Genomic DNA, 25,925 nt, shown 5'->3' on the forward strand with positions numbered 1-25,925 from the left:
GTAACCCTTCGCCTGCAAGCAGGCTCCCACAGGCATAGCTGGCATTGACTCACTCGTTTCAGGCTTTCGCGCTCACAGATTACATGGACAATGGCTGATTGGGCTCCTGGCCCTGGCGGGTCAGCATGGCGTAATGGGAAAAGCATTTCATAGTAGAGCCTTACGCCTGGGCCGCCATAGCTGTGCGGGTAATGTGTATATGGTGACGGTCGTCACTCAGCATCGCCGTCATGTTTTCTCTCATTTCTCCTATGCACGACTTGCCATCCAGGCTATCAGGGATAGCGACGATTACCGGTTCACAGACACATACGCCTATGTGGTAATGCCTGATCATTTGCACTGGCTCTTTCAGCTTGGCCGCAAAGAGGGCCTTTCCAGAGTCGTGCAACGTGTGAAAGCTCAGGTATCAAGGGGCGTGAGGGCGGATGCCCGAGTCGATGAGCCGGTCTGGCAACCCGGCTTTCATGATCATGCCATGCGAACGGAGGAAAGCCTGGTTGGGGCGGCTCGATACATTGTGGCCAACCCGTTAAGGGCGGGAATTGCCCGAAGCGTGCGTGAATATCCGCATTGGGATTGTGTTTGGTTGTAGCAAAAAGGCTTCGCGCGCAAGCGCGCTCCCACGGTCAGGGGACTTTTAGGAGCTTGCTGGCAAGCGAAACCTGAACCTGTTCGCTTGCCAGCAAGCGCCTACAAAAAAGCGTCTTAAAGCGGAATAGACCGCGGGCTGGCCTTGGCGATTTCCTTTTTCAGATCGTCGTAGCTGTGCACCGCCGGGAATTGCGGGAACTCGGCAATGACGTTGTCAGGGGCGTGGAAGAGGATGCCCTGCTCGGCCTCGGACAGCATGGTGGTGTCGTTATAGGAGTCGCCGGCGGCAATACAATGGTAGTTCAGGCTGTGAAAGGACTTGATGGACATGCGCTTGGGGTCCTGCTGGCGCAGTTTGTAGTCCGTGATACGGCCGTTTTCGTCTACTTCCAGGCGATGGCAGAACAGGGTCGGCCAGCCCAGCTTCTTCATCAGAGGCTTGGCGAACTCGTAGAAGGTGTCTGACAGGATGATCAGCTGGAAATGCTCTCGGGCCCAGTCAACGAACTCCCTGGCGCCGTCCAGCGGGTCCAGGGTATCAATCACTGCCTGAATGTCCGGCAGGCCATAGCCATGCTCGTCGAGAATGCGCAGACGCATGCGCATCAGTTCATCGTAGTCCGGAATATCCCGGGTGGTGGCCCGGAGTTCCTCGATACCGGTCTTCTCGGCGAAATTGATCCAGATTTCCGGGATCAGCACCCCTTCCAGGTCCAGACACAGCAGTTCCACAGCATTCCCCTCGGGTTGATTGAGCGCGCACAATGTAGCCGCGCCCTGCCCGCTTTGCAATGCTGGGGCAGACTGGGCACTTCCATTGGTGAGGCTGACACGAGCACCATGAAGCGCCATTCGCTTGCAAGCAAGCTCCCACAACGGCAAAGCAGCCACCAGTAGGAGCTTGCTTGCAAGCGAACCTGATCCCCGCTCTCAGCGAATAGGGAGCTCTATGCCGGCAAACAGGGCTTCGCGTTCGTCCTTGTTAGGCGCGGCAATGGCCGCATCCACCAGCTCCCGGGTCAGATGGGGGGCAAAGGTCTGCAGAAATTCGTACATGAAGCCGCGCATGAAGGTGCCCTTGCGAAAACCGATGCGGGTGGTGCTGGCCTCGAACAGATGCCCGGCATCCAGCGCCACCAGCCCCTTGTCCTCAATCGGGTCCACCGCCATGTGGGCGATAATGCCAACGCCCATACCAAGGCGGACATAGGTCTTGATCACGTCCGCATCCGCGGCGGTGAACACCACTTTCGGCTCCAGGCCGCGGTCGGCAAAGGCGTCATCGAGTTTGCTACGGCCGGTAAAGCCGAACACGTAGGTAACGATCGGAAACTCTGCCAGGGCCTCCAGGGTCAGGGGCTTCACCTCGGTGAGCGGGTGCCCCTCCGGCACCACCACGGTCCGGTTCCAGCGATAGCATGGCATCATGATCAGGTCGGAGAACAGCTCCAGCGCCTCGGTGGCAATGGCAAAATCCACGGTACCATTGGCCGCCATTTCGGAAATCTGCATGGGCGTGCCCTGATGCATGTGCAGGGACACGTCCGGGAAACTGCCGGTAAAGTCCTTGATCACCGGGGGCAATGCATAGCGGGCCTGGGTATGCGTGGTGGCAATGCTCAAATCCCCGCGCGCCTCGTCGCGGTATTCCTGGGCGACCCGGCGGATCGACTCGGTACGTTGCAGTATATCCCCGGCAATGCTGAGGATGGCTTCTCCGGCGGGGGTAATGTGCGTCAGGTGCTTGCCACTACGGGCAAAGACTTCCACCCCCAGCTCATCTTCCAGCATACGAATCTGTTTGCTGATACCCGGCTGTGAAGTGAAGAGCGCGGCGGCCGTGGCGGACACATTGAGATCGTGGCGAGCCACCTCCCAGATATACCGTAACTGCTGCAGTTTCATCCCTGCCTCCTGATCAGCACCGACCAAACCACGGTTATAAAAATATAAGTAATTATTCGTTCAAAGCATAGATAACCGTCTTTATAGTGGCCCCGTCAAGTCATCCTGTCACTTCCGGGGGCATCAACGCCATGGGTATCCTGCATCCGGACATGCTGCTTTATATTGCCGCCGGCGGTCTGGTCGGTCTGGCCATCGGTCTGACCGGTGTCGGCGGCGGCTCGCTGATGACCCCGTTACTGCTGCTGTTTGGCTTCCCGCCACAAACCGCCATTGGCACGGATCTACTCTATGCCGCCATTACCAAAAGTTCCGGCATGGTACTGCATGCCCGTCGCGGTAATGTGGACTGGAAGATCGTGGGCCGGCTTGCCGCCGGCAGCCTCCCCGCCGCGCTGATCACGGCCCTGCTGCTGGGCAGCGTCTTCACCAACGCGGCTCAATATCGCCCCCTGCTGACCACCAGCCTGGGCCTGATGCTGATGTTCACTGCCATCGTGCTGATATTCAAAACCCGCCTGCGCCAAAGCGCCCAGAGCGGACAAGGATGGCTGGCGGCCATGCAGGCCCATGATCTTGGCTGGACGGTAGCAATGGGGATCGTGCTTGGTGTACTGGTTACCCTGTCATCCGTGGGGGCCGGCGCCATCGGTACCGCCTTGTTACTGGTGCTCTATCCACGACTCAAACCGGTGCGTGTGGTGGGAACCGACCTGGCCCATGCGGTACCGCTAACCCTGATTGCCGGCCTGGGCCACCTGTTTCTCGGCCATGTGGACTGGCGCTTGCTGCTGGCCTTGCTGATGGGCTCCCTGCCGGCTATTTACCTGGGCACGCATCTGGGTACCCGACTACCGGACCGACTGATGCATCCCATACTGGTGACCGTGTTGCTGGGGCTGGGGGTCAAGTACGCACTACTGTAAGTAGTCTCCAGACCTCAACCGCCCTAATGCGGTTCATTCAGGTCGTGATTTTGGTTTTTGTGCACGCGGAGCCTTTATTTTCGAGTGCTCTATTCGCATGCACGCACGCTCCCACAGACACCCCGAGCTTGGGGAAACCGCATTAGGGAACCTCTGAAAAACGTCATGCCGGACTCGATCCGGCATCTCCACCTACGAGGTGATGCGGTCTCCAGCAGGGAGATCCCGCATCAAGTCCGGGGTAATGGGAGTTTTTCAGTTAGCTCAACCGCCCTGTTTTTTGCGGTTCGCAATACCATGGGGGACATGGCCGGCGGCCACATGCTCGGAAGCGGATTCGCAGTGGCCCTGCTGGTCATCGAAGAACACATCGGCCCCGAATGCCCGCAGAAACTCGCCCTTGGGCAAGCCGCCCAGGAACAAACTCTCATCCAGACGGATATTCCACTCACGCAGGGTACGCACCACACGCTCATGGGCCGGCGCCGAGCGGGCCGTCACCAGGGCCGTACGAATCGGGCACCGCTCTGGTGCAAAGCTGGTCTGCAATTGGTGCAAGGCGGTCAGGAAAGGCTTGAAGGGCCCCCCGCTGAGCGGGGTGCGCGCCGAGCGCTTTTCGTTTTCAGTAAAGGCGGCCAGCCCACCGGACTGAAATATCTGCTCCGACTCGTCTGAGAACAGCACTGCATCACCGTCAAAGGCAATGCGCAGCACATCATCCTGCTGCTGGAGCTGAGCACCGGACAGAATGGTCGCCGCCGCATACCCGGCATTGAGCACTTCACGCACATCATCGGCATCCGTGGACAGAAAAAGGTGCGCGCCGAACGCCGACACATAGCGGTGCGGACTGGCACCGCCGGCAAAGGCCGCCCGGATAATCGGCAGTCCATAATGTTCAATGGAGTTGAACACGCGAAGTCCGGTATCGGAGCTGTTACGCGACAGCAGAATCACTTCCACCCGGCCTCGCCCTTCCTCCAGGTCATTGATGGCCAGCAGCTTCTGCACCAGGGGAAAGGCATCCCCCGGTGACAGTACATCGTCCTCGTGCTCTATCTGGTAGTCCTGAAAGGCTTCCAGCCCTTCCTCCATATAGACACGATGACTATCGCCAAGATTGAACAGCGCCCTGGAGCTGATCGCTACCACCAGCTTGCCATCAAAAGTAACCGGCATAGTGATTCCCGCCTGACAGACTTCACGGCAGTATCCGGCCTGCCCGTTAAAATCGCAACGGCACCCTTCTTGCAATACTGATCTGCATCAGCCTGTGGACAGCCTGCTGTTGTTCGTATCAGCGTTGTGGCATAAAGTTGCTGCAGGAAGAGTGAGTCCGGTTGTGATGCTTCGGCGTCACCGAATAAACCCAAGGGGAAAGGAAGTCATCCATGGCCGCAAACAAGGTTAAAGACACCGTCGAAGAGCTGCAGGCACAAATACGCAAGCTCGCTGAGCGTTTCGACAAGGAACGTGAAAAGCAAATTGCCCAACTGGAAAAGCAACTCGAGAAAGCCCGCGACCGGGTCCGCCAGGAAATGGACCGCCGTCGCGACTACCTGAACAAACTGGAAAAACTCCAGGCCGAGTATCGCGACAAGGCCACCAGTACCGTCAAGCGTCAGGTTGAGCGTGCCCGCAAGGCAGCCGACGATGCCCTCAAGCAAGTGGATGAATCCGAGGCTCGCAAGCGCTGGCTGGAGACCGAAGTCAAAGTCCTCAAGGCGACCGCCAAACAGGCCCACAGCCTGGCCCGTGTCATCGGCCAGTACGAGAAGGACCTGGAAAAGCGCGCCAAGGAAATCGAACGCAAGGTAAGCCCGGCAAAAAAAGCGGCTCCCAAGAAAAAGGCTGCCGCAAAGAAGAAGGCCGCTGCCCCCAAGAAGAAGGCTGTCGCCAAGAAAGCCGCCGCGCCCAAAAAGAAAGCCGCCACCAAGAAAAAGGCCGCGGCTCGCAAGAAAGCCCCGGCCAAGAAGGCCGCCGCGTCCCCCGGTACCGGCAGCTGATACAGCGCCCCCAAGGGACACAAAAAAGCGAGCCTCTGGCTTAATGCTGTTCACTTAAGCTTTTAAGCCCCTCTCCCCTTGCGGGAGAGGGGTTGGGGAGAGGGGGACGTGACAGCCAGATCAATGGTAAGTCATTGAGCCCCACCCTCTCCCTGTCCCTCTCCCGCAAGGGGAGAGGGGACCTGCCTGAAAGGGTTGAGCCAGATCTGCACCGCTTAAGTGAACAGCATTAGGCCTCTGGCTCGCTTTTTTATTCTGCCGACCCTCCAACTACGGCTAGAGAGCCGGCAACATGGCCTCCATGCCGGCCAGGTAGCGAATCTGATGATTGCTGTCGCCTACCAGGTCCCGCAGCGTGTCATAGGTTCTCAGGCCAAGACGATAGCCCTGCCCGGCCCGCTGGCAACTGACCACCTGGGCCGACACCCCGCGCAGGATCATGCCCGGGCAATGCAGATCCAGCTGCACGTCGGTGCCCGCCGACAGCTTTACTGCGGCCACCAGGCCAATACCATAGCGGTTGTAGTCCAGTGCCTTGGCGCAGGTGAGATAACGCCAGTTGCCCAGCAGGCCCAGACGATAGATATCAACCCGAATCTGGGTGCTGATGCGTGCCATCTTGCGACGATTGGCGCCGCGCGCTTCCGTGCTCTCGCTCATTGGTCACATGTCTTATCAGGTTATCGAAATAGTCCCCGACTGCACGCCGGGCGTCGGCCTCCATGGCCGGCAAGCCCCGATCTGTGGCAGAGGCAGCCGCTTTACATACTGTAACACGAGCCGCTGCCACCAATCCCCTATTTATCCGCCCGAGTTTCAGGCAAGCAGTAATATTGTCCATGAAATAGGTCACTGCGCCGTCATTGATGGCGTGCATGACCTCGAGAACAACGGGCAGCTCCTCATCACTGCCGGTGAAAGCCCGAAACACCAGGGAGGCTTTCTCTGCCATGGCAGGATCCAGTGGATAAACCACCCACTGCGCGTCTCCCTGATACACTCGCAGCGTCTCAAAGTAGGCCGCCAGCGCATGCTGCTCTTCCACCGTGGTGTTCTTCACCAGCCTACCGGTCAGGGACGTGGCCGCCCGGTGTATCACCTTCATGGCACTGAAGACCAGTGCGGCCCCCCGACCATGATGGCCGGCCGCATCCAGAGGACCGCGAAAAAACACCTTCATGGCCGTATCAATAAAGGGATCGATAATCGCCGCCAGTTCCTTTACGTGACTGGTCTCGGGCTCAGCGGTGATCACCGCCTGAAAACGATCCATCGCCTGGGAAAGAGTGGCCGGGGCCTCGAAGGCGACGTACAGGGTATTTTGCTTCATACTTCAGCGCCTGAATGTCTGACGGAACGGGCTGTGACGGATCATACTGCATCAACATTGTTCATACGGCTGCTGGCGAGCCTGATCTTGCTGGCGTGCCAGTCAGTTCTGGCGGACGGCGCCTTCCCGCAGACACTCAGACCGGCCGAGGCGCAGTATCGTGTGGTCGTCAACGGCATCCCCGTGGGGCTGAAAGCCACCATCCGTCTTGAAGCCGTGCAAGATCATTACCAACTGCGCTTCCTTATCGACAACAAGCTCTTTCGCCACGAGGAAATCAGCCAGTTCCAGTGGCGCAACTGCTACGCCCTGCCGATGCACTACCAACATGCCAGCAGCGGTTTCGGCATCGAACGCCAGGGCGATATCCGCTTCGACTGGCAGCAACACCTGGCCATCGGCAGTGAAGGCAATTACTCCCTGCCTGAAGCGGTGACCGATGCCCTGGGGATTGCCATGATGGCACGCTGCAAGATGGCCCGGGGGGACGAGAGTTTTTCCTACCCGGTGGCCGAGGCGGAAGGTTTGACCACGTACCAGTATCAGACACTGGGCACCCGTGAGCTGGAAACGCCGGCGGGCAACTGGCATGTGGCGGGCCTGGAGCGGGACTACCCGGAGGGCGGCCGGCGCTCACGCTTCTGGGCCGCCCGGGAACTGGATTATTTCATGGTCCGTATGGACCACCAGGAAAATCCCTTCATTCGCGGGCGAATTGAAATGACCGACTTTCGTTATCTGGACAGCCCCAGCCCGGAGCGCCAGGAGGGAATCACCTCGGCCAGGCGCTGAGTGGCCTGCAGCACCACCTCTTTTTGTTCATCTTCAAGGGTCCAGCGCTGCTGATCCTGGCGATGGCGCTGGCGAGGTGTCAAAGACTTGCGCACGTCACCGCGGTCAAACTGCTGGCATTGCTCTGCCAGTTGATGGATCGCCGCCAGATCCACCTTGGGCGCAATGGTGTCCGGCAGGCTATCCAGCAATACACTCATGCGGATGACCGCTTCACTGGATTCCACCTGCTCCTGGGCCAGCGCACGGCACAATACCTCCAGGCTGTCGAGAATTGCCCCCAGCTGCTCGCCCCGCTGAGTGGCCAGCCGTTGACGCTCATGCCGCTTCACCAGCCACCAACCCAGCATGCCTCCAATGACCAGCCCGATCAGGGCGGCAATCACTATTTGCCCGGCCAAGGCCATACCTGGTCCTCCTCAAACATGCAATTAACATGGTTGCCGGCACGACGCTCCAGCAACATTCGACGCAACCGCCAGGCATCCAGTTGCCAGTGCGCGCCAGCGGTTTCCTGCTGGAAGCCGCGTTGCAGCAGTGCGGATGCCACCCTGGCTGCCTGGGCCCGCGCCAGCGCCCGGCTGACCAGCGGGCCCTGACAATGATGGCGCTCTACCCTGTCAGTACCTGCCACACAAAGCAAATACCAGCAGTCTTTCTCGAGACTGAGAATATGCAGCTCTATGCGTTCAGCACTGGCCGCTGGTTGAAGCTGACGGAATGATTGAAAATCCATATCCATAACCGCATTGTACGCGGCAAGGATGAACACAGGGTAATGAGCCCTGTCCTGCGGAGACATACTTGGATCTTTCATTACCCCCCTGGCTGGAGCCCATTGCCCGGCAACTGGAACCCTGGCTGCCAGCACTCACCATCAGCGGCATTGTCATGGCCCTGGCCTCGTTCATAGCCATTCCCTGGTTGCTGGTGCGTATGCCCCAGGATTACTTCAGTGTGGATTATCAGCCCCGTGAAGAACGTGCCTTGCTGGCCTGGGTCGTCTGGTTTGCGCGTAACATTCTGGCGATAGTGTTGCTGGTGGCCGGCCTGTTGATGCTGGTGTTGCCGGGCCAGGGTTTGCTGACCATCCTGATTGCCATCATGACCAGCACCTTTCCGGGGAAATACCGCCTGGAACGCGCTATTATGCGCCGCCCCGGCGTCTACCGAGCCGCCAACTGGATTCGTCGCAAATACAACCGGCCACCGCTTGATTACCCCGGTGGCCGGCAAGGAGAAACATCCGATGCCGATTGAAAGTGCTGCCATCCGCTGGTCCGGCGACCGGCTGGCGCTGCTGGATCAGCGGGCCCTGCCCCACGAGAGCCGCTGGCTGACCATTAGCGATGCCCGCTCGGCCGCCGACGCCATTCGCGACATGGTGGTGCGCGGCGCCCCCGCCATCGGCATCACCGCCGCCTACGGGCTCGCCATGGAGGCGGCCAACCAGGGCGATAACGTCAGCCTGGCTTCGCTAAAAAATGCCATCGCCACCCTGGCCGCCAGCCGCCCCACTGCCGTCAACCTGTTCTGGGCGCTGGAGCGCCTGGAGCGCGTGGCCGGCACACTGACCGGCACGGCCCTGGTGGAGGCGCTGAACGCCGATGCCGAAGCCATTCACCGGGAAGACCTGGCCGCCAATCAGCGCATGGGCGAACTCGGCGCCGCCCTGTTGCCGCAGGACAGTGTTGTCTACACCCACTGTAATACCGGCGCCCTGGCCACCGGCGGGCACGGTACTGCGCTCGGTATTGTGCGCAGCGCCTGGCAGCAGGGCCGTATTCGTGGTGTGGTAGCCGGCGAGACCCGTCCCTGGCTGCAAGGGGCCCGTTTGACCAGCTGGGAATTGTTGAACGACAACATCCCGGTGACCCTGGTGGCCGACAGCGCCGCCGGCCTGATGATGCAACAGGGCAAGGTCCAGGCGGTGGTGGTCGGTGCGGATCGCATTACCGCCAACGGCGACACCGCCAACAAGATCGGCACCTACAATCTGGCCGTGCTGGCTCGCCACCATGGCCTGCCGTTTATTGTCGCCGCACCGCTGTCCACGCTGGACCCGGCGCTGGACAATGGCAGCCTGATCGAGATCGAAGAGCGCGATGGCGCCGAAGTGCGCAGTATTCAGGGCAAGGCCGTGGCACCGGCGGGCTGCCCGGCCTATAACCCGGCCTTTGACGTGACCCCGGCAGCATTGATTACCGCCATCGTGACCGAACGTGGGGTGATCGAAAACCCGGATTGTGAACGCATCGCCGCCCACCTGGCCTCTGTCTGACGGGAGACACCCATGAGCCAACGTCCCTTTTCCACCAGCGCCTTTCGCGAAGCCGCCCGTGGCCTGGCCGCCACTGGCCGACGCATCTATGCCAACGGCTGGTCGCCGGCCACCAGCAGCAATTACTCCCAGCGCCTGAACGAGGACTATGCTGCGGTCACCTGCTCTGGCAAGGACAAGGGCTTGCTGAATGAAGGCGACATCATGGTGGTGGACATGGCCGGTCAGCCGGCCACCGAGGGCAAACCCTCCGCGGAGACCCTGCTACACACCCAACTCTATCGCCGACAGGCACAGGTGGGCGCCGTGCTGCATACCCACAGCCATGCGAGCACGGTGCTGACCATGCACTGGCCCGCCAACAGCCTGTCGCTGGAAGGCTACGAATTGCTCAAGGCACTGGAAGGGATCACCACCCATGACAGTCGACTGACCCTTCCGGTGTTCGAGAACACCCAGGATATCGCCAGCCTGGCCGACCAGGTGGACACCGCCATGGCGGACGGGCGCATCAGCCATGCGTACCTGATTCGTGGCCACGGCCTTTACACCTGGGCCAGCGACCTGGCGGCCTGTTATCGTCAACTGGAGGCGCTGGAAACCCTGCTGGCCATCGAACTGGATCGGCGCCGCCTGAGTGGAGTGTAAGCGACATGAGTGAACTGAAAGTCTTTGCCGACAATGCCCCGCAACAGCCGCTTGAGCACCTGACTGACAAGGCCGCCATGGCCCAGGTGCTGGCCCGGGCCGGCATTCGCTATGAACAATGGCAGGCCGGGCAGAGCCTGTCAGAGCACCCTCAGCAGGAGGAGGTCATTGCCGCCTACCGGGCCGACATCGACCGCCTGATCGCCGCGGAGGGCTACCAGAGCGTGGATGTGGTCAGCATGGTACCGGATCACCCGGAAAAGGCCGCCTTCCGCCAGAAGTTTCTCGAAGAGCACCGTCACAGCGAGGACGAGGTACGGTTCTTCGTGGAAGGCCAGGGGCTGTTTACCCTGCATATCGACGACAAGGTCTACGAAGTGCTCTGCACCAAGGGCGACCTGATCAGTGTGCCGGCCAACACGCCGCACTGGTTCGATATGGGCGCCAACCCGCGTTTCGTGGCCATACGCCTGTTCAACAACCCGGATGGCTGGGTGGCCAATTTCACCGGCAGCGACATTGCCAGCCACTTCAACCGGCTGGACTGATTCTGTTGTGCCATTTCTCGTGTCTTAATGCAGGAGCCTGCTTGCACGCGAACCCGTCACCCTTCGCGTGCAAGCACGCTCCTACACACCTCTCACTCGCTCCGGATACTCCATGATCAAGGCCATCCTCACCGACATCGAAGGCACCACCAGCAGCATTTCCTTCGTCAAGGACGTACTGTTTCCCTATGCGGCCAACGCGTTGCCCGATTTTCTGCAAGCGCACTGGAACGATGAGACCGTGCAGGCACAGGTAAAGGCTGCCGCGCAGGAAAGCGGAACGTCGCTGGGCAGTGCACAGCAGGCCAGCGACCTGTTCCTGAAATGGATTGCCGAGGATCGCAAGGCCACGCCGCTGAAGGCCCTGCAGGGCATGATCTGGGCCAAGGGGTATCGTCAGGGTGAGTACACTGCCCACCTCTACCCGGACACCGCCAATTGCCTGCGCCAGTGGCATGACCAGGGCCTGGCCCTGTACGTCTATTCCTCCGGCTCCATTGCCGCCCAGAAACTGTTCTTCGGCTTCAGCGATGCCGGCGACCTCACCGGTCTGTTCAGTGGCTACTTCGACACCACCAGCGGCCACAAACAGGACAGTCATAGTTACCTCAATATCCAGCAGGCCATCGGTCTGCCGGCGCAACAGTTACTGTTTCTGTCAGATGTGGAAGCGGAACTGGATGCGGCCGCTACGGCGGGCCTGCACACCATCCGCCTGGATCGCGAGGGCAGTCAGGGCCCCAGTAAACATACGGTGGTCACCGATTTTAACGAGATCACCCTGCCCGGCTGACCCGCACAGGCGCGGTGCGATCGGGTGAGAAATCGTCGCGTCTAATCGCCGGCCAGACCCCGACATTGCCAGACCACGAACTTGCGGTCACCGCCCAACCGCGTGACCTTATCGAACAGGCCCGCCAGCAGCTTGTGGTAACCCAGATGACGATTGCCGATCACCCGTAATTCGCCCCCCGGCCCCAGGGCCTGCCGGGCCTGCCGGAACAGCCGGCGGGCCACCTGGTCACCGACCACATGGCCCTGATGGAACGGCGGGTTGAGCAGGATGACATCAAACGGCTCGGTCAGGCCGGCCAGGCCATCGCCCAGGTGAAAGTGACACTGTCGGTCCGGGAAATAGCGCGCCACGTTGTCCCGGGCACTTTTCAGGGCCAACCAGGACTCGTCACAGAAGGTCACGGTGGCGTGGGGATTCTGCGCCATGGCTGTCATGCCAATGACGCCATTGCCACAGCCCAGGTCGGCAATACGACTGCCATCCGGCAGGTTGCGCGGCAGATGGGCCATGAACAGGCGGGCACCGATATCCAGTTGCTGCTGGGCGAACACCCCGGCATGGACCGTCAGCTGCCAGTCTCCAGCCTTGACCCGGGTGGGATAAGGGCTCGCCTGCAACGGCTTACCCGGTGCCTCTGCACTGAACAGCCTCGCCTTCTTCCAGCCCAGCTCTGCCCGGCCGTTACCCAGATAACGCTGCATCACCGGCACCAGCTGACGGGGCAGATGCTTGTCCATGCCGGCCAGCCACAGGGGCGTCCCCGAAGGCAAAACAGCACAAAGCTGCGCAAGCTGCTGTTCCAGCAGGGCCAGCTCCTTGGGTACCCGCAGCAGCACCTGATCCGGCAGGCGCGGCGTCTCGCCGGGCCACAGCCAGTCGGCTTCATCCACGCTCAGCGCGTTATCCGCCGCATTGGCCAGGGCCGCCCGGCGCGCCAGCCAGGAATCCCCCAGGCTTTGTGCCTGCCCCCGTTGCGAAGCGGCCAGCCACAGGGCACCCTGCTGATCGTTGACCACCAGGGTCGCCTCACCGCGGCCCCGCTCGGCCAGGGTATCGAGCAGGTAGCGATCGGCATTGTCCCAGGCCTGTAGCGGCTCCTGACGGCGGCGCGGCCAGCGCTTCAGCGTCAGAGTCCCCCAGGGATGCGTCAGTTCGGTCATGGAAGCTCACCCGTGATCAACAGGGAGCGCATTCTGCCCGGCAATGGGCCGATTGGCCAGAATATGCGCAACCGGTTCGTTAGCGCGCATTTAGGTATGGTATTTTGAAAATTCGCTGCTAGAATGCGCCAGCACAAGATCCGGAATATAGCTCAGCCTGGTAGAGCACTACGTTCGGGACGTAGGGGTCGCAGGTTCGAATCCTGCTATTCCGACCAAATTAAAAAAGGCCGCGTTTCGCGGCCTTTTTTATGCCCGGTCTTCAAGCCAACCGCGGATTAAGCGTATAGGTGGTGGTGAGACTGGCCTGGTCCAGCACATGCCCCTGCATGGCCTTGACGATCGCCGCCCCGCTCAGATCATCACCCACCTCCAGCTTGTCCACGTCCAGCGCATACACCGTGAAGATGTAATGGTGGACGATGCTGTCGTTCCATGGCGGGCAAGGGCCGTCATAACCGAAGTACTGCCCTTCCATATCGGCATCACCAGCAAACCAGCCGGTGTAGTCATTGAGACCGTGGCACAAACCATTACCCGCATCCGGTCCGCTCTTGCCCCGTGGGGTAATGCCGTCCGCATGACTGCCAGCGGCAATGTGCGTCTGACTGGCGGGGATGTTGAACAGGCTCCAGTGATAGAAATCCACCCGTGGCAGGCTCTCCGGCACTTCCCGGTCTGGCTGATTGACATCGTCCCCGGCACTGGGCACGTCCGGGTCATGGCAGATGACCGCAAAGGAGCGTGTGCCCTCAGGGACGCCCTGCCAGGCCAGTTGCGGATTGCGGTTGGCAGACAACGCCACATGGTTGTCCGGGTCGATCACCGCAAAGGCGAACGCCTCGGGAATGGGCGCGCCATCGGTGAGACTGTCGCTGGTTAACTGCATGCTCGACTCCTGTTAGTAAGTACGCTCATTACCCCATGGGGCCCGGATCTCGCATTTAAAGGGGCTCAAGCGGGTAAGTGGCGAGAGGCTGGTAAAGCGGAGGCCCCTTGGGCCGCGTCTGACTGTGATACAGACATAGTCGGTCCACCGTCAATGTCCACTGACCGGTCTTTACTGGCAATCCTTGACCGGGCCTGGCCAGGGTGACATGGGGACGGTACGGGCGCCGGATGTCGGCCTCGGGCAGCCCCGGCAACAGTGCCTGATACAAGTGGAGCAGCGGCGCCGGTGGCGAGCCGGGGGTCAATGCCAGAAACGGCCCCCGCGAGCCCGGAAACGGTTCACAGCGGGTCAAGGGCAGCACAAAGGGGCCATGCTCACCGGTGACTGCCTGCAACCATTCATCAATGGCATCCCGGCGCTGCCCATTAATATTGCCCAGGAACGCCAGCGTTAGATGCAGATTCGGCACCGGCACCGCGCCGGGCAGGCCCTCACTGAGGGCCTGACAGCGTTGAGCCAGCTCACCGCTGACAGGAATTGCCACAAAACAACGCATACTCCCCCGCTTTTCCGACCTGCGTGCATGGCCTACGGGCGCCGACATCGGTAGAATTGCCGCCCTCTTTGCACCCTGCCCGACCATGGGCAGAGGCTCCATCTCGAGGTGAACACCATGTCCGATAAAGTGTCCGGTAAAGTCGGTTTCGTGAGCCTGGGTTGCCCCAAGGCGCTGGTAGACTCCGAACGCATTCTCACCCAGCTGCGCACCGAAGGCTATGAAGTCAGCCCCAGCTATGACGATGCGGATGTGGTGGTGGTCAACACCTGTGGCTTCATCGACGATGCCAAGGCGGAATCCCTGGATGCCATTGGCGAAGCCCTTAACGAAAACGGCAAGGTAATCGTCACCGGCTGCATGGGCGTGGAGGAAGACACCATCCGCCAGGTACACCCGTCGGTGCTGGCGGTGACCGGGCCGCAGCAGTACGAGCAAGTGGTCAATGCCGTCCACCAGGTGGTGCCGCCCAGCCAGAATCACGACCCCTTTCTGGACCTGGTGCCGCCCCAGGGCATCAAGCTGACACCGCGTCACTATGCCTACCTGAAGATTTCCGAAGGCTGCAACCACAAGTGCAGCTTCTGCATCATTCCCAGCATGCGTGGCAAGCTGGACTCACGGCCGGTGGGCGACGTGCTGGATGAGGCGGAACGGCTGGTCAAGGCCGGCGTTCAGGAGCTGCTGGTCATCAGCCAGGACACCAGCGCCTACGGTGTGGACCGCAAATACCAGACCGGTTTCTGGCAGGGCATGCCGGTCAAGACCCGCATGCTGGAGCTGTGCCAGGCGCTGGGTCAGCTGGGTGCCTGGGTACGCCTGCACTACGTCTACCCCTACCCGCACGTGGACGACATTATCCCGATGATGGCCGAGGGGCATATCCTTCCCTACCTGGATATTCCCTTCCAGCATGCCAGCCACACTGTGCTCAAGGCCATGAAGCGCCCGGCCCACGCGGAAAACACCCTGGAGCGCATCCGCCGCTGGCGCGAAATCTGCCCAGACATCACCCTGCGCAGCACCTTTATCACCGGCTTCCCCGGCGAGACCGATGCGGACTTCGAGCTGCTGCTGGACTGGCTGGAAGAAGCCCAGCTGGACCGGGTCGGCTGCTTCACCTACTCCCCGGTGGAAGGCGCATCGGCCAACGACCTGCCCAACCCGGTGGACCCGGAGCTGGCCGAAGAGCGTCGTGAACGCTTCATGAACGTGCAGGCCCGTATCAGCGCCGCCAAGTTGCAGAAGAAAATCGGCCAGACCCTGGAAGTGCTGGTGGATGAAGTGGACGAGGAAGGCGCCATCGCCCGCTCCCGGGCGGATGCCCCGGAAATCGATGGTCTGGTCTACCTGAACGGCGAAACCGCCCTGCAGCCCGGCCAGCGCCTCAAGGTCAATATCGAGCACGCCGACGAGCACGACCTCTGGGGCACCCTCGCCCAGTGAATGACCAACCTGTCAAAGGGGCCCTGCTGCTGATTCTCGGCGAGGGCCTGCTGGCGGTGATGGCCGCCATGATCAAGTATTTATCCGATCATCTGGATACCGAGGTGATCGTATTTGCCCGTAACCTGTTCGGCCTGATGTTCCTGCTGCCGCTACTGATCAGTCGCGGCGGCCTGGGGCAATTGCGCACGCAATACATCCATCTGCACATGATCCGCGCCTTTACCGGCGTGACCGCCATGTTCTGTTTCTTCTACACCATCGGTCACATTGCCCTGGCGGAAGCGGTGCTGGTAAAAATGACGGTGCCGTTCTTTCTACCACTGGTGGGCTGGCTGTGGCTCACTGAACGCATCGGCCCACGCACCTGGTTTGCCATCATCGTCGGCTTTGTGGGCGTGGCCATTATCATGCGTGCGGGTAGCGGTCCGGTGGACCCGGTCATGTGGGTGGCCCTGGCCGGCGCCGCCATCATGAGCGTTGCCAAGGTCAGCATCCGGCGCATGGCCGCCACGGAACCGGCCCAGCGCGTGGTCTTCTATTTCGCCCTGTTTGCCACCCTGTTCGCCGCCATCCCGCTGGCCTGGAGCCATGACCTGCCGGAAGGCACCGATTACCTGTGGCTGATCGCCATCGGCCTGGTGGCCACCGGCGGTCAATTTGCCATGACCACCGCTTACCAGATTGCCAGCCCCGGGCAGGTTGGCGTTTACAATTACTCCTCGGTAGTCTGGGCCGCGCTGCTGGGCTGGCTGTTCTGGGGCGAAACCCTGGTGCTGACCACCCTGCTGGGGACCTTGCTGATCATCTGCGCCGGCGTCTGGAACCTGCGCCGCTGATTTTGGCCCAGCAGGAAGCTGGGCGGTGATGGCGGTAACCGCTATCTTCGCGTGCACAATAAAGAAAAGGATCTTCCATGGCTAAATCATTGCTCTACGTATCGCTGCTGATCAGCAGCATGATGCTTGCCGGTTGCGACAACCTGGCCCAGTGGGCTTTCAATGCCGCCGTGGCCGCCGAACAGGAACGCGCCGGCCTGCACCCGGAAACCCTGACCACCGATGATGGCATCCAGTGGCATGTTCTGGTCAGTAACGCCCATCAGCAAAAACCGGCCGTCTTGCTGGTTCACGGCTTTGGCGCGGATTCCAGTAACTGGGTCCGTTTCGCCAATGAGCTGGAAGGTGACTACTACTTCGTGATCCCCGACCTGCCCGGCCATGGCGAGAGCACCCGCAGCCTGGACCTGGATTACCGCAGCGCGGCCCAGGCCCGCCGACTACTGACCCTGATGGACAAACTGGGCATTGACCGCTTTCACGTGGCCGGCAACTCCATGGGCGGCGCCATCAGCCTGGCCGTGGAGCAACAGGCGTCCCAGCGCGTGTTGTCCATGGGCCTGATTGATTCCGCCGGCCTGACCCGACAAACACCGGCTTTTACTAATCTGCTGGCCACCAGTGACAGCAACCCGCTGATCCCCCACTCGCCGGAAGAATTCCGCACCACACTCAAGTGGGCTATGGAAGATCCGCCCTACCTGCCTGACTTCTTTGTCGAGGTGATGGGCAACATGAAAGCCGCCAATGCCCCGGTGGCAGAAAAAATCTGGAAGGACCTGCACGATGACCCCGGCATGTCCCTGGAAGACACCGGCAAGCTGGAAAAAATGAAGGTGCCGACCCTGGTGTTGTGGGGCCGACAGGACCGGCTGCTGGACCTGAGCAACGTCAAGGCGTTTACCGCCGAGCTGCCCCAGGCCCGTTCGGTGGTGCTGGACGGCATTGGCCACGTGCCCATGGCCGAAGCCCCGCAGAAGACAGCCGACGCCTTCCGTGTATTCTGGCGTGAGGCCAGTGCCGGCTAGGGCCTGGCCGGGCGCCGCTCCGGCGGCGTCCAGTCAAAGGGCACCTGGTAGGTCATCAGAAAGCCCCCCAGTGTGATCAACACCCGCGAAATACCGATGTAGGAATCCGGAATGCTGATACGGCTTTCCCGGAAGCGGTCCATCAGGTTGGCCATGGCCGCCATGGGACCCTGCTGATTAAGCCGGTCGGTCAGCACATAAAGCGCCAGCTCCCGGAGCGTGTCCGGACTGCCTCCCTTGAACCCGGCCTGCACGAACAGTTCGCCAATATCCACGTCGCCCTCGAACCCCATCAGGCCATAGAGCAGACGCGAATAGCGACGTACCTCGTCCGGTGACAGGATGCCGATGGCGCCGTAATCGAGAATCACCACCTGGCCGTCCCGATTGACCAGAAAGTTACCCGGGTGAGGGTCCGCCTGGTAAACCCCGAAACGGGTTACCTGCTGCAGGTAACTGGTCAGCAGCAGCGTCAGCAGTTCCTGGGCCTGCTCCGGGTGTGCGTCCAGGTAGGGCCGCAGTCGCTCGCCCTCTTCCCAGCCGGTCACCAGTACCCGCTCGCCGCTCAGCGACTTGACCAACTCGGGAACCCGAATACGCGGATGGTGCTGCAGGCGGGCAAAGCGCTGCATGTTGCTGGCTTCGTTGCGCATGTCCAGCTCCGTGGCCGTCATCTGCAACAGCTGCTGAACCGCCTGGCGCAGATCAAACTCCCTGACCAGCGGGGCCAGCAGTGACGCCATGGCCTCGAATACTTTTTCATCCTGCTCAAAAAGCCGTTTGACGCCGGGCAGTCGCACCTTGATGGCGACCTGACGACCGTCCGCCAGCGTCGCGCGGTGCACCTGGGCAATGGAGGCCACCGCCACCGGTTCACTGTCGATATGCCGGAGCTGGTCGCGCCAGTCCGCCCCCCAGGCTTTCTTCAGAGCATGCTCGATACGATGAAACGGCACCGGCTGGGCATCGTTCTGCAATGTCTGAAAAGCGAGAATATAGTCAGCGGGCAACACATCCGGGCGGCAGCTGAAAAACTGCGCCGCCTTTACCCAGGTGGCCCCGTTCTGCCGGCACATCCGGGCCAGCATATCGGCACCGCGGGCATGCACCGCATCAGGATCACGATAATGGCGCGCATACAGGGCGGCCAGGCGGCCGGCCGCCGCCATGGCTCGCAGATAGCGGGTACGGCCGGCGGCCAGCCCCGCCAAGCCGGCGCTTCCCTGTTTCAGCAGACTGCTTCTGGCCAATCGATCCCCCACATCTGTATGGCAACGCCATCATGATTCTATCTATGCAAAGCCTTTTATTATGCCAAGGCTGTCGGACAGTTGAATCACTACCCACATATCCGTAGTGTTCAAATCTTTCCCGGATGTGAATCATTATGTCATCGACCGTTATACGCCCCGGAGAGCCGCATACCATTCGCACACGGGGCATTACCCTGTTGCGTTCCGGCCATCGCGAAATTCGCCGCCTCAAGCGCGCCAACCACGTTCCTTCCATTCACGGCAACAAGGTCTGGAATTCCAGCTTCCTGATCATGGACCAGCTCACCCGCCAGAAAGTCCCCTCAGACTGGCACATGATGGATATCGGCTGTGGCTGGGGGCCGCTTGGCATTTTCGCCGCCAAACGGTTCGGTTGCCGCGTCACCGCGGTGGATGCGGATGAGGACGTGTTTCCCTACCTGCAATTGCATGCCCAGGTAAACAAGGTACAGGTGGAAACGCTCCAGGCCCGGTTCGAAAAACTGACCCAAGCCAGACTGGCCGATGTGGATCTGATCACCGGCGCCGATATCTGCTTCTGGGATGAGTTGACACCGGTGCTTTACAACCTGATCCGCCGCGCCCTGCGCAGTGGCGTCAAGCAGGTCATTATCGCCGATCCGGGTCGCTCGCCGTTCTATGAACTGGCGGAACGCTGCCAGGCACACATGAACGCCCGCGTGGTGGAGCGCCGCAGCAAAACGCCCAAGGCCATCAGCGCGGATTTGCTGATTATCGACAATTGATTTTCCTTTGACGGCCACCATATCAGGACGTATTAACACAGTTGTTGATTGTGGAATGCCTCTATGACCGACGATACGCAGAATGCTACCCAACCCACCGGCCATGGCACCCTGGCCCTGCCCGACCAGATCCAGCCCCAGCGAATCTACCTGATCCCGGTCCGTCACCGCCCCTTCATGCCGGGCCTGGTGCAACCGGTAATGCTCAACAAGGAACAATGGGAACAGACTCTGGAAAGGGTCAGCCAGACCCCCCACCACGCCCTGGGCCTGGTTTATGTGGGGGATCGCAACCCCGACGAGGTCAGTGTGGATGACTTCCCGGAATACGGTTGCCTGGTCAAGGTGCATGCGGTCAACGAAGAGAACGGTCAATTTCAGCTGGTGGCCCAGGGGCTGGCACGTTTTCGTATCAACGGCTACCTCAACCGCAAGCGCCCGTTCATGGCCGAGGTCGCCTATCCAAAGCCGAGCCAGGAAGCGGATGAAACCGTGCGCGCCTTCGGCATGGCCATCATCAATACCATCAAGGAACTGCTGCCCCTCAACCCGTTATACAACGAGGGGCTGCGCCATTATCTGCAGAATTTTTCTCCCAGCGAGCCCTCGCCCCTGACCGATTTCGCCGCGGCACTGACCAGCGCCAGCGGCGAAGAACTGCAGCATATTCTCGAAACCGTGCCGCTCAAACCGCGCATGGAAAAAGTGCTGACGCTGGTGAAAAAAGAGCTGGAAGTCGCCCGTCTGCAAAGCCAGATCTCCGAGGAAGTCAACGAGAAGGTCAGCAAGCATCAGCGGGAATTCTTCCTGCGTGAGCAACTCAAGATCATTCAGCGGGAACTGGGCCTGAGCAAGGACGACAAGACCGCCGAGGCGGAGGAATTCCGCGAACGCATGGCCGCCCTGGCACCACCGGAGTCAGTGCAAAAACGTTTCGATGACGAATTGCAGAAGCTGTCCGTGCTGGAAACCGGCTCCCCGGAATACGGCGTCACGCGTAACTATCTGGACTGGCTGACCAGCGTGCCCTGGGGGCAGTATTCCGATGACAATCTGGATCTCAAGCATGGCAGGCAGGTACTGGAGGCCCACCACAGCGGGCTGGATGACGTAAAAGATCGCATCATCGAGTTTCTCGCCGTGGGCGCCATGCGGGGCGAGGTCAAGGGCTCCATCATTCTGCTGGTGGGCCCGCCCGGTGTGGGCAAGACCAGTATCGGCAAATCCATCGCCGACGCCCTGGGGCGCCGTTTCTACCGCTTCAGCCTTGGCGGCATGCGCGACGAAGCGGAAATCAAGGGCCACCGCCGCACCTATATCGGCGCCATGCCCGGCAAGCTGGTGCAGGCCCTCAAGGAATCCGGCACCGCCAACCCGGTGATCATGCTCGACGAGATCGACAAGCTCGGCCAGTCCTTCCAGGGTGACCCGGCCTCCGCGTTGCTGGAAGTGCTGGACCCGGAACAGAACCAGGATTTTCTCGACCATTATCTGGATGAACGCCTGGACCTGAGCCATGTGTTGTTTGTCTGTACGGCCAACACCCTGGACAGCATTCCCAGCCCCCTGCTGGATCGTATGGAAACCATTCGACTGTCCGGCTATATCACCGAGGAAAAAGTCACTATTGCCAGGCAGCACCTTTGGCCGCGGGCGCTGGAGCGGGCCGGCGTCAAGGCGTCGCAGCTGCGTATCAGCGACAGTGCCCTGCGTCAGGTCATCGAGGGCTATGCCCGTGAAGCCGGCGTGCGCAATCTGGAAAAGCAACTCAACAAGATCATTCGCAAGGCAGCGGTGAAACTGCTGGCCGGTGAAAAGCGGCTCAACATTTCCGGCAAGAATCTCAGCGATTTTCTCGGTCAACCCTACTTCCAGACCGAAAAAACCCAACGCGGAGTGGGTGTGGTCACCGGCCTGGCGTGGACGGCCATGGGCGGCGCCACCCTGTCCATTGAAGCCAACCAGATCCACAGCAAGCAGCGCGGCTTCAAGCTCACCGGGCAGCTGGGCGATGTCATGAAGGAGTCGGCGGAAATTGCCTACAGCTATGTGGCCGCCCACCTGAAAGACTATGGCCAGGATGAGACGCGGCTGGATGAGGCCTTCATTCATCTGCATGTCCCGGAAGGCGCCACCCCCAAAGACGGGCCCAGTGCCGGCGTCACCATGGCCACCGCGCTCCTGTCGCTGGCCATGAACAAACGGCTGCCACGCAAGCTGGCCATGACCGGCGAACTGACCCTCACCGGCCAGGTGCTGGCGGTGGGCGGCATTCGCGAAAAGATCATCGCCGCCCGGCGGGTGGGCATTCGCGAAGTGATCTTGCCGGACGCCTGTCGCCGGGATTTTGATGAACTGCCCGGTTATCTCAAGGAGGGCATGACGGTGCACTTCGCGCGGCAATACCGGGATGTGCATCGCATTATCTGGGGCGATGGATGAGCTCGCCGGAAGGCTATCGTATCGATCCGCTAACCCGGGGGCACATCGGTGAACAGGGTTACTACATCGTACCCACCTGCCATGAACGGGTGGGTACGCTTTATCGCGATGCGAATATTGTGCTGATCCACAAACCGGCCTACCTGCTGAGCGTGCCTGGCCGGGCACCGGAGAATCAGGACTGTGCCTTTCACCGATTACGGGCACGCTTTGCGGATGTGCGTCTGGTGCACCGCCTCGATCTGGATACCTCCGGCATCATGGTCTTTGCCCTCAATGCGGGTGCTCAGAGTCAGCTCAGCCGCCTGTTCCAGCAACGCACGGTAAAAAAGCACTATCAGGCCATGGTGCATGGCATCGTTGCCCGGGATGAAGGTGAGATCGACCTGCCGCTGATTGCCGACTGGCCCAACCGGCCGCTGCAGAAAGTCTGCCACGATACCGGCAAGACCGCCCTGACCCGCTACCGGGTACTGGAACGCGATCACCATCGCCAGCGTACCCGGCTGCAACTGAGCCCGGTCACCGGGCGCAGCCACCAACTGCGCATTCACTGTCGCGAACTCGGTCACCCCATCATTGGCTGCGATATGTACGCGCCAGCGGAGATCGAAGCGCTAAGCCCGCGGCTGCTGTTGCATGCCGAAAGGCTGGGCTTCAATCACCCCACTACCGGCCTGTGGAGTGAATTTAGCGCCCCCTGCCCATTCTGAAAGGGGCATCGCACTCGGGCCGCCCTGACCGCCAAAGGCGCGCTAATCCCATTCTTCACCGTAGTCATGCAGCAGCTCTTGGCCGGCGGGAATATCCCTTAGCGCCACCACACTGAGATCATCGTAGTAGGCCACATTCGGTGACTTGCCGTGGTTGATATAACGCAGATCGCAAAGTACCCGGTAGCGCTCCAGGCCTTCATCGTCGATCCACAGTACGTAGGGCCCCGTGCCCTTGGCCACCTTGGTCTTGCAGATACCCAACTCGGTGCCTTCACAGATGGCCTCGCGGGCAAACAGCCCCCGGCCATGGACAGGACTTTGCTTGACCTCCAGCAGATCGCTGCGCAAGTAGGGCTTTTCCATGTTTATTGCACCGCTTGAAGTTATGATTAACGCCATGGCATCTTGCCAGAAAAGCGTCACAGCCGCATGACAGCATGTCTCCCGGTGACGCTGTCAAAGACCCATGGAGAGGCGATTGTGAACATCCTGCATACCGGGAAAGACCTGCTGCGCATGAACGAGCTGGCCACCATTCTTTTCAAATACGGTTTTGCAGATGTGATTCGCCGTCTGGGTCTGGCCGCGCCGGTGGAACAGGCCGGCAAGCTGGTACGCAGCTCCATGCGCCCGGACCTGCTGCGCATGGGCACCGCGGAACGGCTGCGTCATGCCATGGAGGAAATGGGGCCCACCTTCGTCAAGCTCGGTCAGATCCTGGCAACGCGGGTGGATCTTTTCCCCATGGACTGGATCGCGGAATTTGAAAAGCTGCAGGATCAGGCACAACCGGTTCCCTACCCCGATATCCGACCACTGATTGAAGAGGCCCTGGGTAAACCGGTGGAGGCGGTCTTTGCCCGCATTGACGAGCAGCCACTGGGAGTGGCCTCCATCGGCCAGGTGCATGGCGCCCTGACCCGCCGTGGCGAAAAGGTGGTACTCAAAGTTCAAAAGCCCGGCATCCGGGACAAGATCGATTCGGACCTGCGTTTGCTGGATCAACTGGCCAAGCTGGCCTCGGACAACTCCGTGGACCTGCGTCGCTACCGACCGGTGGAGCTGGTTCGTGAATTTCGCCGCTCATTGATGCGTGAGCTGGATTTCACCGTGGAGGCTCGCAACGCCGATCGCATTCGCAAGAACCTGCGCTCACTCAAATGGCTGACCGTGCCCAAGGTGTACTGGGACTATTCCAGCAGCACCCTGCAGGTTCAGCAGCGGGTGGACGGCATGCCGGCCAGAGCCCTGGAGCAGCTGGACCAGGCCGGCATTGACCGTAAGCTGGTGGCCCGCCGCGGTGCCATGGTGGCCTGGAAAATGGCGCTGGAGGATGGCTTCTTCCATGCCGATCCACACCCGGGCAACTTCATCATCCAGCCTGGCAATCGCATTGCCATGCTCGATTTCGGCATGGTCGGTAAGCTCAGTAACAGCCGCCGTGAACAGATACTGCAGATCATCAAGGCCACCGTGTTCCGTGACGCCGAACAGGGCGCCGCCGTGCTGACACACTGGGCCGAGGGGCAACCGGTAAAACTGGATCAGCTGGTTGCCGATGTGGAGGACGTGATAAGCCAGTATCACGGGGTCTCCCTGGCGGAACTGAATATTCCTGCCCTGCTTAATGACATCACCGCGCTGGTGCGCAATCACAATCTGATTCTGCCCAGTGACATTGCCCTGCTGATCAAGGCACTGATTACCCTGGAGGGCTTCGGTCGCATGCTCAACCCGGACTTCGACCTGATGACCGAGGCCGAGCCACTGATCAAGCGCATGATCCGCAGTCGCTATTCCCCCACCCGCCTGGCCCGTAGCCTGAGTTTGCGGGCACTGGATATGGTCGACCGGGTTTATGCCCCACCGCCACCTGCCGGCCAGCCCGCCGGCAACGATCCCCACCTGGATCCCCGCCATCTGGAGCGCATGGTCACTCGACTGGAAAAGGGCCAGTACCGGCTGGTGCAGACACTGCTGGTGTCAGCCGGTACACTCGCCGGCGCCCTGCTACTGAGCGGACGGGTGCCTCCAACACTGTGGGGCATTTCCGTTTTCGGGCTTATCATCTTTCTGGGCAGTGCCGGCTGGGCCGGCTGGCTCATGCTGGTATCACGCCGTCATCTTCGCGAATGGGAGTAACCGCCATCATGTCGTCACCGAAGCTTCTCGTTTATGGCCTGCTGGTCGTCGTACTCAGCGCCTGTGCCACATCGCCCCTGGGACGCCAGCAGTTTCTGCTGATGCCCGAGGACCAGATGGACGAGATGGGCGTTGCTGCCTATGACCAGATGAAGCAGGAAAAACCGGTCAGCAACAATGCGCAGGAAACCCGCTATGTTCGCTGTGTCGCCAATGCCATCACCTCGGTACTGGATGAAAAGCAGACCTGGGAGGTGAACCTGTTCCAGGATGACAGCGCCAACGCCTTTGCCCTGCCCGGCGGCAAGATCGGCGTCAATACCGGCCTGCTGAAAGTGGCCAGGACCCAGGACCAGCTGGCCGCCGTGCTCGGCCATGAGGTGGGCCATGTACTGGCCCACCACTCCAATGAGCGCATGTCGCTGCAATACGCCACCCAGAGCGGCATGCAACTGCTGTCCGCCGTCACCGGCCAGGACAGCGCCCTCAAGCAGGGGCTGTTTGCCGCCCTTGGCGTGGGCACCCAGTATGGCATTACCCTGCCCTTTAGCCGCAAGCATGAAGCCGAAGCCGATATCATCGGTCTTCAATTAATGGCCAAGGCCGGCTTCGACCCGCACCAGGCCATTAACCTGTGGCAGAACATGAGCGCCGCCAACGGCCAGGAACCGCCGGAGTTCATGTCCACGCACCCTTCCAACAGCACTCGCATCAGTGGCCTGAAGGCTCGCATGTCGGAGGTGGAGCCACTTTATCAGCAGGCCCGGGCATCCGGCCGCTCGCCCCAGTGCAGCACGGGCTGACAGACACAAAAAAGCCCGGCTGGGCCGTAATGCTGTTCACTTAAGCGGTGCAAAT

General features: G+C 60.8%; 29 protein-coding genes and 1 tRNA gene. 18 read left to right on the plus strand and 12 right to left on the minus strand.

Annotation, left to right across the window (positions count from 1 at the left end; genetic code table 11):
- The first annotated feature begins 133 nt into the window (after positions 1-133).
- Positions 134-595, plus strand: coding sequence for an REP-associated tyrosine transposase (locus A11A3_RS17585; RefSeq protein WP_008930278.1), 462 nt, complete (start codon positions 134-136; stop codon positions 593-595).
- A 113-nt stretch (positions 596-708) separates the two neighbouring features.
- Here A11A3_RS17585 and thrH read toward each other — a convergent pair whose 3' ends face one another.
- Positions 709-1,326: a bifunctional phosphoserine phosphatase/homoserine phosphotransferase ThrH gene (gene thrH, locus A11A3_RS15510; RefSeq protein WP_008930279.1), complete on the minus strand. Its 618-nt coding sequence runs from the start codon at positions 1,324-1,326 to the stop codon at positions 709-711.
- Between the two features lie 198 nt (positions 1,327-1,524).
- Positions 1,525-2,499, minus strand: a complete 975-nt coding sequence (cysB, locus tag A11A3_RS15515; RefSeq protein WP_008930280.1) for an HTH-type transcriptional regulator CysB — start codon at positions 2,497-2,499, stop codon at positions 1,525-1,527.
- A gap of 131 nt (positions 2,500-2,630) precedes the next feature.
- Here cysB and A11A3_RS15520 point away from each other — a divergent pair, with 131 nt between their 5' ends.
- A complete protein-coding gene (locus A11A3_RS15520) occupies positions 2,631-3,425 on the plus strand; it encodes a sulfite exporter TauE/SafE family protein (RefSeq protein WP_008930281.1) in 795 nt (264 codons plus the stop codon).
- A 264-nt stretch (positions 3,426-3,689) separates the two neighbouring features.
- Here the strand turns inward: A11A3_RS15520 and A11A3_RS15525 are convergent, their stop codons facing one another.
- Positions 3,690-4,604, minus strand: a complete 915-nt coding sequence (locus tag A11A3_RS15525) for a 5'-nucleotidase (protein WP_008930282.1) — start codon at positions 4,602-4,604, stop codon at positions 3,690-3,692.
- Between the two features lie 212 nt (positions 4,605-4,816).
- Here A11A3_RS15525 and A11A3_RS15530 point away from each other — a divergent pair, with 212 nt between their 5' ends.
- Positions 4,817-5,431, plus strand: coding sequence for a hypothetical protein (locus A11A3_RS15530; RefSeq protein WP_008930283.1), 615 nt, complete (start codon positions 4,817-4,819; stop codon positions 5,429-5,431).
- 276 nt (positions 5,432-5,707) lie between these two features.
- On the opposite strand, the gene A11A3_RS15535 is transcribed toward A11A3_RS15530, so the two are convergent.
- Entirely contained in the window at positions 5,708-6,091 is a 384-nt protein-coding gene (locus A11A3_RS15535; protein WP_237738882.1) for a PilZ domain-containing protein, read from the minus strand.
- Complete coding sequence (locus A11A3_RS15540; protein ID WP_008930285.1) at positions 6,018-6,761, minus strand: hypothetical protein; 744 nt, start codon at positions 6,759-6,761, stop codon at positions 6,018-6,020. Before A11A3_RS15540 ends, A11A3_RS15535 begins: the two co-directional genes overlap by 74 nt.
- A gap of 33 nt (positions 6,762-6,794) precedes the next feature.
- Here A11A3_RS15540 and A11A3_RS15545 point away from each other — a divergent pair, with 33 nt between their 5' ends.
- A complete protein-coding gene (locus tag A11A3_RS15545) occupies positions 6,795-7,553 on the plus strand; it encodes a DUF3108 domain-containing protein (protein ID WP_237738883.1) in 759 nt (252 codons plus the stop codon).
- Here the strand turns inward: A11A3_RS15545 and A11A3_RS15550 are convergent.
- Both A11A3_RS15550 and A11A3_RS15555 read right to left on the minus strand, forming a co-directional pair.
- Positions 7,496-7,960: a DUF2489 domain-containing protein gene (locus A11A3_RS15550; RefSeq protein WP_040297301.1), complete on the minus strand. Its 465-nt coding sequence runs from the start codon at positions 7,958-7,960 to the stop codon at positions 7,496-7,498. The two genes, A11A3_RS15545 and A11A3_RS15550, sit on opposite strands and share 58 nt — an antisense overlap.
- Positions 7,939-8,370, minus strand: a complete 432-nt coding sequence (locus tag A11A3_RS15555) for a PA4575 family protein (RefSeq protein WP_162136919.1) — start codon at positions 8,368-8,370, stop codon at positions 7,939-7,941. Before A11A3_RS15555 ends, A11A3_RS15550 begins: the two co-directional genes overlap by 22 nt.
- On the opposite strand from A11A3_RS15555, the gene A11A3_RS15560 reads away from it, so the two are divergent.
- The 5 genes from A11A3_RS15560 to mtnC all read left to right on the plus strand — a co-directional run bounded on the left by A11A3_RS15560 (position 8,358) and on the right by mtnC (position 11,823).
- On the plus strand, positions 8,358-8,813 hold the full coding sequence (locus A11A3_RS15560; RefSeq protein WP_008930289.1) for a PGPGW domain-containing protein: 456 nt from the start codon (positions 8,358-8,360) through the stop codon (positions 8,811-8,813). The two genes, A11A3_RS15555 and A11A3_RS15560, sit on opposite strands and share 13 nt — an antisense overlap.
- On the plus strand, positions 8,803-9,834 hold the full coding sequence (gene mtnA, locus A11A3_RS15565; RefSeq protein WP_008930290.1) for an S-methyl-5-thioribose-1-phosphate isomerase: 1,032 nt from the start codon (positions 8,803-8,805) through the stop codon (positions 9,832-9,834). Before A11A3_RS15560 ends, mtnA begins: the two co-directional genes overlap by 11 nt.
- A gap of 12 nt (positions 9,835-9,846) precedes the next feature.
- On the plus strand, positions 9,847-10,482 hold the full coding sequence (locus A11A3_RS15570; RefSeq protein ID WP_008930291.1) for a methylthioribulose 1-phosphate dehydratase: 636 nt from the start codon (positions 9,847-9,849) through the stop codon (positions 10,480-10,482).
- Positions 10,483-10,487: 5 nt separating this feature from the next.
- Positions 10,488-11,030: a 1,2-dihydroxy-3-keto-5-methylthiopentene dioxygenase gene (locus A11A3_RS15575; RefSeq protein ID WP_008930292.1), complete on the plus strand. Its 543-nt coding sequence runs from the start codon at positions 10,488-10,490 to the stop codon at positions 11,028-11,030.
- A 112-nt stretch (positions 11,031-11,142) separates the two neighbouring features.
- On the plus strand, positions 11,143-11,823 hold the full coding sequence (mtnC, locus tag A11A3_RS15580; RefSeq protein WP_008930293.1) for an acireductone synthase: 681 nt from the start codon (positions 11,143-11,145) through the stop codon (positions 11,821-11,823).
- Between the two features lie 41 nt (positions 11,824-11,864).
- On the opposite strand, the gene A11A3_RS15585 is transcribed toward mtnC, so the two are convergent.
- A complete protein-coding gene (locus A11A3_RS15585; RefSeq protein WP_008930294.1) occupies positions 11,865-12,986 on the minus strand; it encodes a methyltransferase in 1,122 nt (373 codons plus the stop codon).
- Positions 12,987-13,127: 141 nt separating this feature from the next.
- Here A11A3_RS15585 and A11A3_RS15590 point away from each other — a divergent pair.
- Positions 13,128-13,204 (plus strand) — tRNA-Pro (locus A11A3_RS15590).
- A 44-nt stretch (positions 13,205-13,248) separates the two neighbouring features.
- Here A11A3_RS15590 and A11A3_RS15595 read toward each other — a convergent pair.
- Together A11A3_RS15595 and A11A3_RS15600 are read right to left on the minus strand one after the other, a co-directional pair.
- Positions 13,249-13,875, minus strand: a complete 627-nt coding sequence (locus tag A11A3_RS15595; RefSeq protein WP_008930295.1) for a YbhB/YbcL family Raf kinase inhibitor-like protein — start codon at positions 13,873-13,875, stop codon at positions 13,249-13,251.
- A 55-nt stretch (positions 13,876-13,930) separates the two neighbouring features.
- On the minus strand, positions 13,931-14,422 hold the full coding sequence (locus A11A3_RS15600; RefSeq protein WP_162136920.1) for a 2'-5' RNA ligase family protein: 492 nt from the start codon (positions 14,420-14,422) through the stop codon (positions 13,931-13,933).
- Between the two features lie 129 nt (positions 14,423-14,551).
- On the opposite strand from A11A3_RS15600, the gene rimO reads away from it, so the two are divergent.
- The 3 genes from rimO to A11A3_RS15615 all read left to right on the plus strand — a co-directional run bounded on the left by rimO (position 14,552) and on the right by A11A3_RS15615 (position 17,747).
- Positions 14,552-15,880 carry a 30S ribosomal protein S12 methylthiotransferase RimO gene (gene rimO, locus A11A3_RS15605; RefSeq protein ID WP_008930297.1) on the plus strand — a complete coding sequence of 443 codons (1,329 nt, stop codon included), beginning with the start codon at positions 14,552-14,554 and terminating at the stop codon, positions 15,878-15,880.
- Positions 15,877-16,719, plus strand: a complete 843-nt coding sequence (locus tag A11A3_RS15610; RefSeq protein ID WP_008930298.1) for a DMT family transporter — start codon at positions 15,877-15,879, stop codon at positions 16,717-16,719. The genes rimO and A11A3_RS15610 overlap by 4 nt, the downstream gene beginning before the upstream one ends.
- 77 nt (positions 16,720-16,796) lie before the next feature.
- Positions 16,797-17,747 carry an alpha/beta fold hydrolase gene (locus tag A11A3_RS15615; RefSeq protein WP_040297302.1) on the plus strand — a complete coding sequence of 317 codons (951 nt, stop codon included), beginning with the start codon at positions 16,797-16,799 and terminating at the stop codon, positions 17,745-17,747.
- On the opposite strand, the gene A11A3_RS15620 is transcribed toward A11A3_RS15615, so the two are convergent.
- A complete protein-coding gene (locus A11A3_RS15620) occupies positions 17,744-18,997 on the minus strand; it encodes an ABC1 kinase family protein (RefSeq protein ID WP_237738884.1) in 1,254 nt (417 codons plus the stop codon). The two genes, A11A3_RS15615 and A11A3_RS15620, sit on opposite strands and share 4 nt — an antisense overlap.
- 137 nt (positions 18,998-19,134) lie before the next feature.
- Here A11A3_RS15620 and A11A3_RS15625 point away from each other — a divergent pair, with 137 nt between their 5' ends.
- The 3 genes from A11A3_RS15625 to A11A3_RS15635 all read left to right on the plus strand — a co-directional run bounded on the left by A11A3_RS15625 (position 19,135) and on the right by A11A3_RS15635 (position 22,922).
- The gene (locus tag A11A3_RS15625; protein ID WP_040297303.1) at positions 19,135-19,767 is read left to right on the plus strand and encodes a class I SAM-dependent methyltransferase; all 633 of its coding nucleotides are present in this window, start codon (positions 19,135-19,137) and stop codon (positions 19,765-19,767) included.
- Between the two features lie 63 nt (positions 19,768-19,830).
- Positions 19,831-22,209 carry an endopeptidase La gene (gene lon, locus A11A3_RS15630; protein WP_008930302.1) on the plus strand — a complete coding sequence of 793 codons (2,379 nt, stop codon included), beginning with the start codon at positions 19,831-19,833 and terminating at the stop codon, positions 22,207-22,209.
- The gene (locus tag A11A3_RS15635; RefSeq protein ID WP_008930303.1) at positions 22,206-22,922 is read left to right on the plus strand and encodes a pseudouridine synthase; all 717 of its coding nucleotides are present in this window, start codon (positions 22,206-22,208) and stop codon (positions 22,920-22,922) included. The genes lon and A11A3_RS15635 overlap by 4 nt, the downstream gene beginning before the upstream one ends.
- Positions 22,923-22,964: 42 nt before the next feature.
- Here A11A3_RS15635 and A11A3_RS15640 read toward each other — a convergent pair whose 3' ends face one another.
- Positions 22,965-23,288 (minus strand): SET domain-containing protein, encoded by a 324-nt coding sequence (locus A11A3_RS15640; protein WP_008930304.1) that lies wholly within the window; start codon positions 23,286-23,288, stop codon positions 22,965-22,967.
- Between the two features lie 117 nt (positions 23,289-23,405).
- Here A11A3_RS15640 and A11A3_RS15645 point away from each other — a divergent pair, with 117 nt between their 5' ends.
- Together A11A3_RS15645 and A11A3_RS15650 are read left to right on the plus strand one after the other, a co-directional pair.
- Positions 23,406-25,067 (plus strand): AarF/UbiB family protein, encoded by a 1,662-nt coding sequence (locus A11A3_RS15645; protein WP_008930305.1) that lies wholly within the window; start codon positions 23,406-23,408, stop codon positions 25,065-25,067.
- Positions 25,068-25,075: 8 nt separating this feature from the next.
- Positions 25,076-25,870: a M48 family metallopeptidase gene (locus A11A3_RS15650; protein WP_040297307.1), complete on the plus strand. Its 795-nt coding sequence runs from the start codon at positions 25,076-25,078 to the stop codon at positions 25,868-25,870.
- The last annotated feature ends 55 nt before the right edge of the window (positions 25,871-25,925 follow it).

This window comes from Alcanivorax hongdengensis A-11-3, assembly GCF_000300995.1.
Lineage (GTDB): Bacteria > Pseudomonadota > Gammaproteobacteria > Pseudomonadales > Alcanivoracaceae > Alcanivorax > Alcanivorax hongdengensis.

Excerpts from the sequence above, each read along its gene's own strand:
- A11A3_RS17585 (WP_008930278.1), top strand. The coding sequence starts at position 134 with ATGGGAAAAGCATTTCATAGTAGAGCCTTACGCCTGGGCCGCCATAGC.
- cysB (WP_008930280.1), bottom strand. The coding sequence starts at position 2,499 with ATGAAACTGCAGCAGTTACGGTATATCTGGGAGGTGGCTCGCCACGAT.
- A11A3_RS15520 (WP_008930281.1), top strand. The coding sequence starts at position 2,631 with ATGGGTATCCTGCATCCGGACATGCTGCTTTATATTGCCGCCGGCGGT.
- A11A3_RS15525 (WP_008930282.1), bottom strand. The coding sequence starts at position 4,604 with ATGCCGGTTACTTTTGATGGCAAGCTGGTGGTAGCGATCAGCTCCAGG.
- A11A3_RS15530 (WP_008930283.1), top strand. The coding sequence starts at position 4,817 with ATGGCCGCAAACAAGGTTAAAGACACCGTCGAAGAGCTGCAGGCACAA.
- A11A3_RS15535 (WP_237738882.1), bottom strand. The coding sequence starts at position 6,091 with ATGAGCGAGAGCACGGAAGCGCGCGGCGCCAATCGTCGCAAGATGGCA.
- A11A3_RS15540 (WP_008930285.1), bottom strand. The coding sequence starts at position 6,761 with ATGAAGCAAAATACCCTGTACGTCGCCTTCGAGGCCCCGGCCACTCTT.
- A11A3_RS15550 (WP_040297301.1), bottom strand. The coding sequence starts at position 7,960 with ATGGCCTTGGCCGGGCAAATAGTGATTGCCGCCCTGATCGGGCTGGTC.
- A11A3_RS15555 (WP_162136919.1), bottom strand. The coding sequence starts at position 8,370 with ATGAAAGATCCAAGTATGTCTCCGCAGGACAGGGCTCATTACCCTGTG.
- mtnA (WP_008930290.1), top strand. The coding sequence starts at position 8,803 with ATGCCGATTGAAAGTGCTGCCATCCGCTGGTCCGGCGACCGGCTGGCG.
- A11A3_RS15570 (WP_008930291.1), top strand. The coding sequence starts at position 9,847 with ATGAGCCAACGTCCCTTTTCCACCAGCGCCTTTCGCGAAGCCGCCCGT.
- A11A3_RS15575 (WP_008930292.1), top strand. The coding sequence starts at position 10,488 with ATGAGTGAACTGAAAGTCTTTGCCGACAATGCCCCGCAACAGCCGCTT.
- mtnC (WP_008930293.1), top strand. The coding sequence starts at position 11,143 with ATGATCAAGGCCATCCTCACCGACATCGAAGGCACCACCAGCAGCATT.
- A11A3_RS15585 (WP_008930294.1), bottom strand. The coding sequence starts at position 12,986 with ATGACCGAACTGACGCATCCCTGGGGGACTCTGACGCTGAAGCGCTGG.
- A11A3_RS15595 (WP_008930295.1), bottom strand. The coding sequence starts at position 13,875 with ATGCAGTTAACCAGCGACAGTCTCACCGATGGCGCGCCCATTCCCGAG.
- rimO (WP_008930297.1), top strand. The coding sequence starts at position 14,552 with ATGTCCGATAAAGTGTCCGGTAAAGTCGGTTTCGTGAGCCTGGGTTGC.
- A11A3_RS15615 (WP_040297302.1), top strand. The coding sequence starts at position 16,797 with ATGGCTAAATCATTGCTCTACGTATCGCTGCTGATCAGCAGCATGATG.
- A11A3_RS15625 (WP_040297303.1), top strand. The coding sequence starts at position 19,135 with ATGTCATCGACCGTTATACGCCCCGGAGAGCCGCATACCATTCGCACA.
- lon (WP_008930302.1), top strand. The coding sequence starts at position 19,831 with ATGACCGACGATACGCAGAATGCTACCCAACCCACCGGCCATGGCACC.
- A11A3_RS15635 (WP_008930303.1), top strand. The coding sequence starts at position 22,206 with ATGAGCTCGCCGGAAGGCTATCGTATCGATCCGCTAACCCGGGGGCAC.
- A11A3_RS15640 (WP_008930304.1), bottom strand. The coding sequence starts at position 23,288 with ATGGAAAAGCCCTACTTGCGCAGCGATCTGCTGGAGGTCAAGCAAAGT.
- A11A3_RS15650 (WP_040297307.1), top strand. The coding sequence starts at position 25,076 with ATGTCGTCACCGAAGCTTCTCGTTTATGGCCTGCTGGTCGTCGTACTC.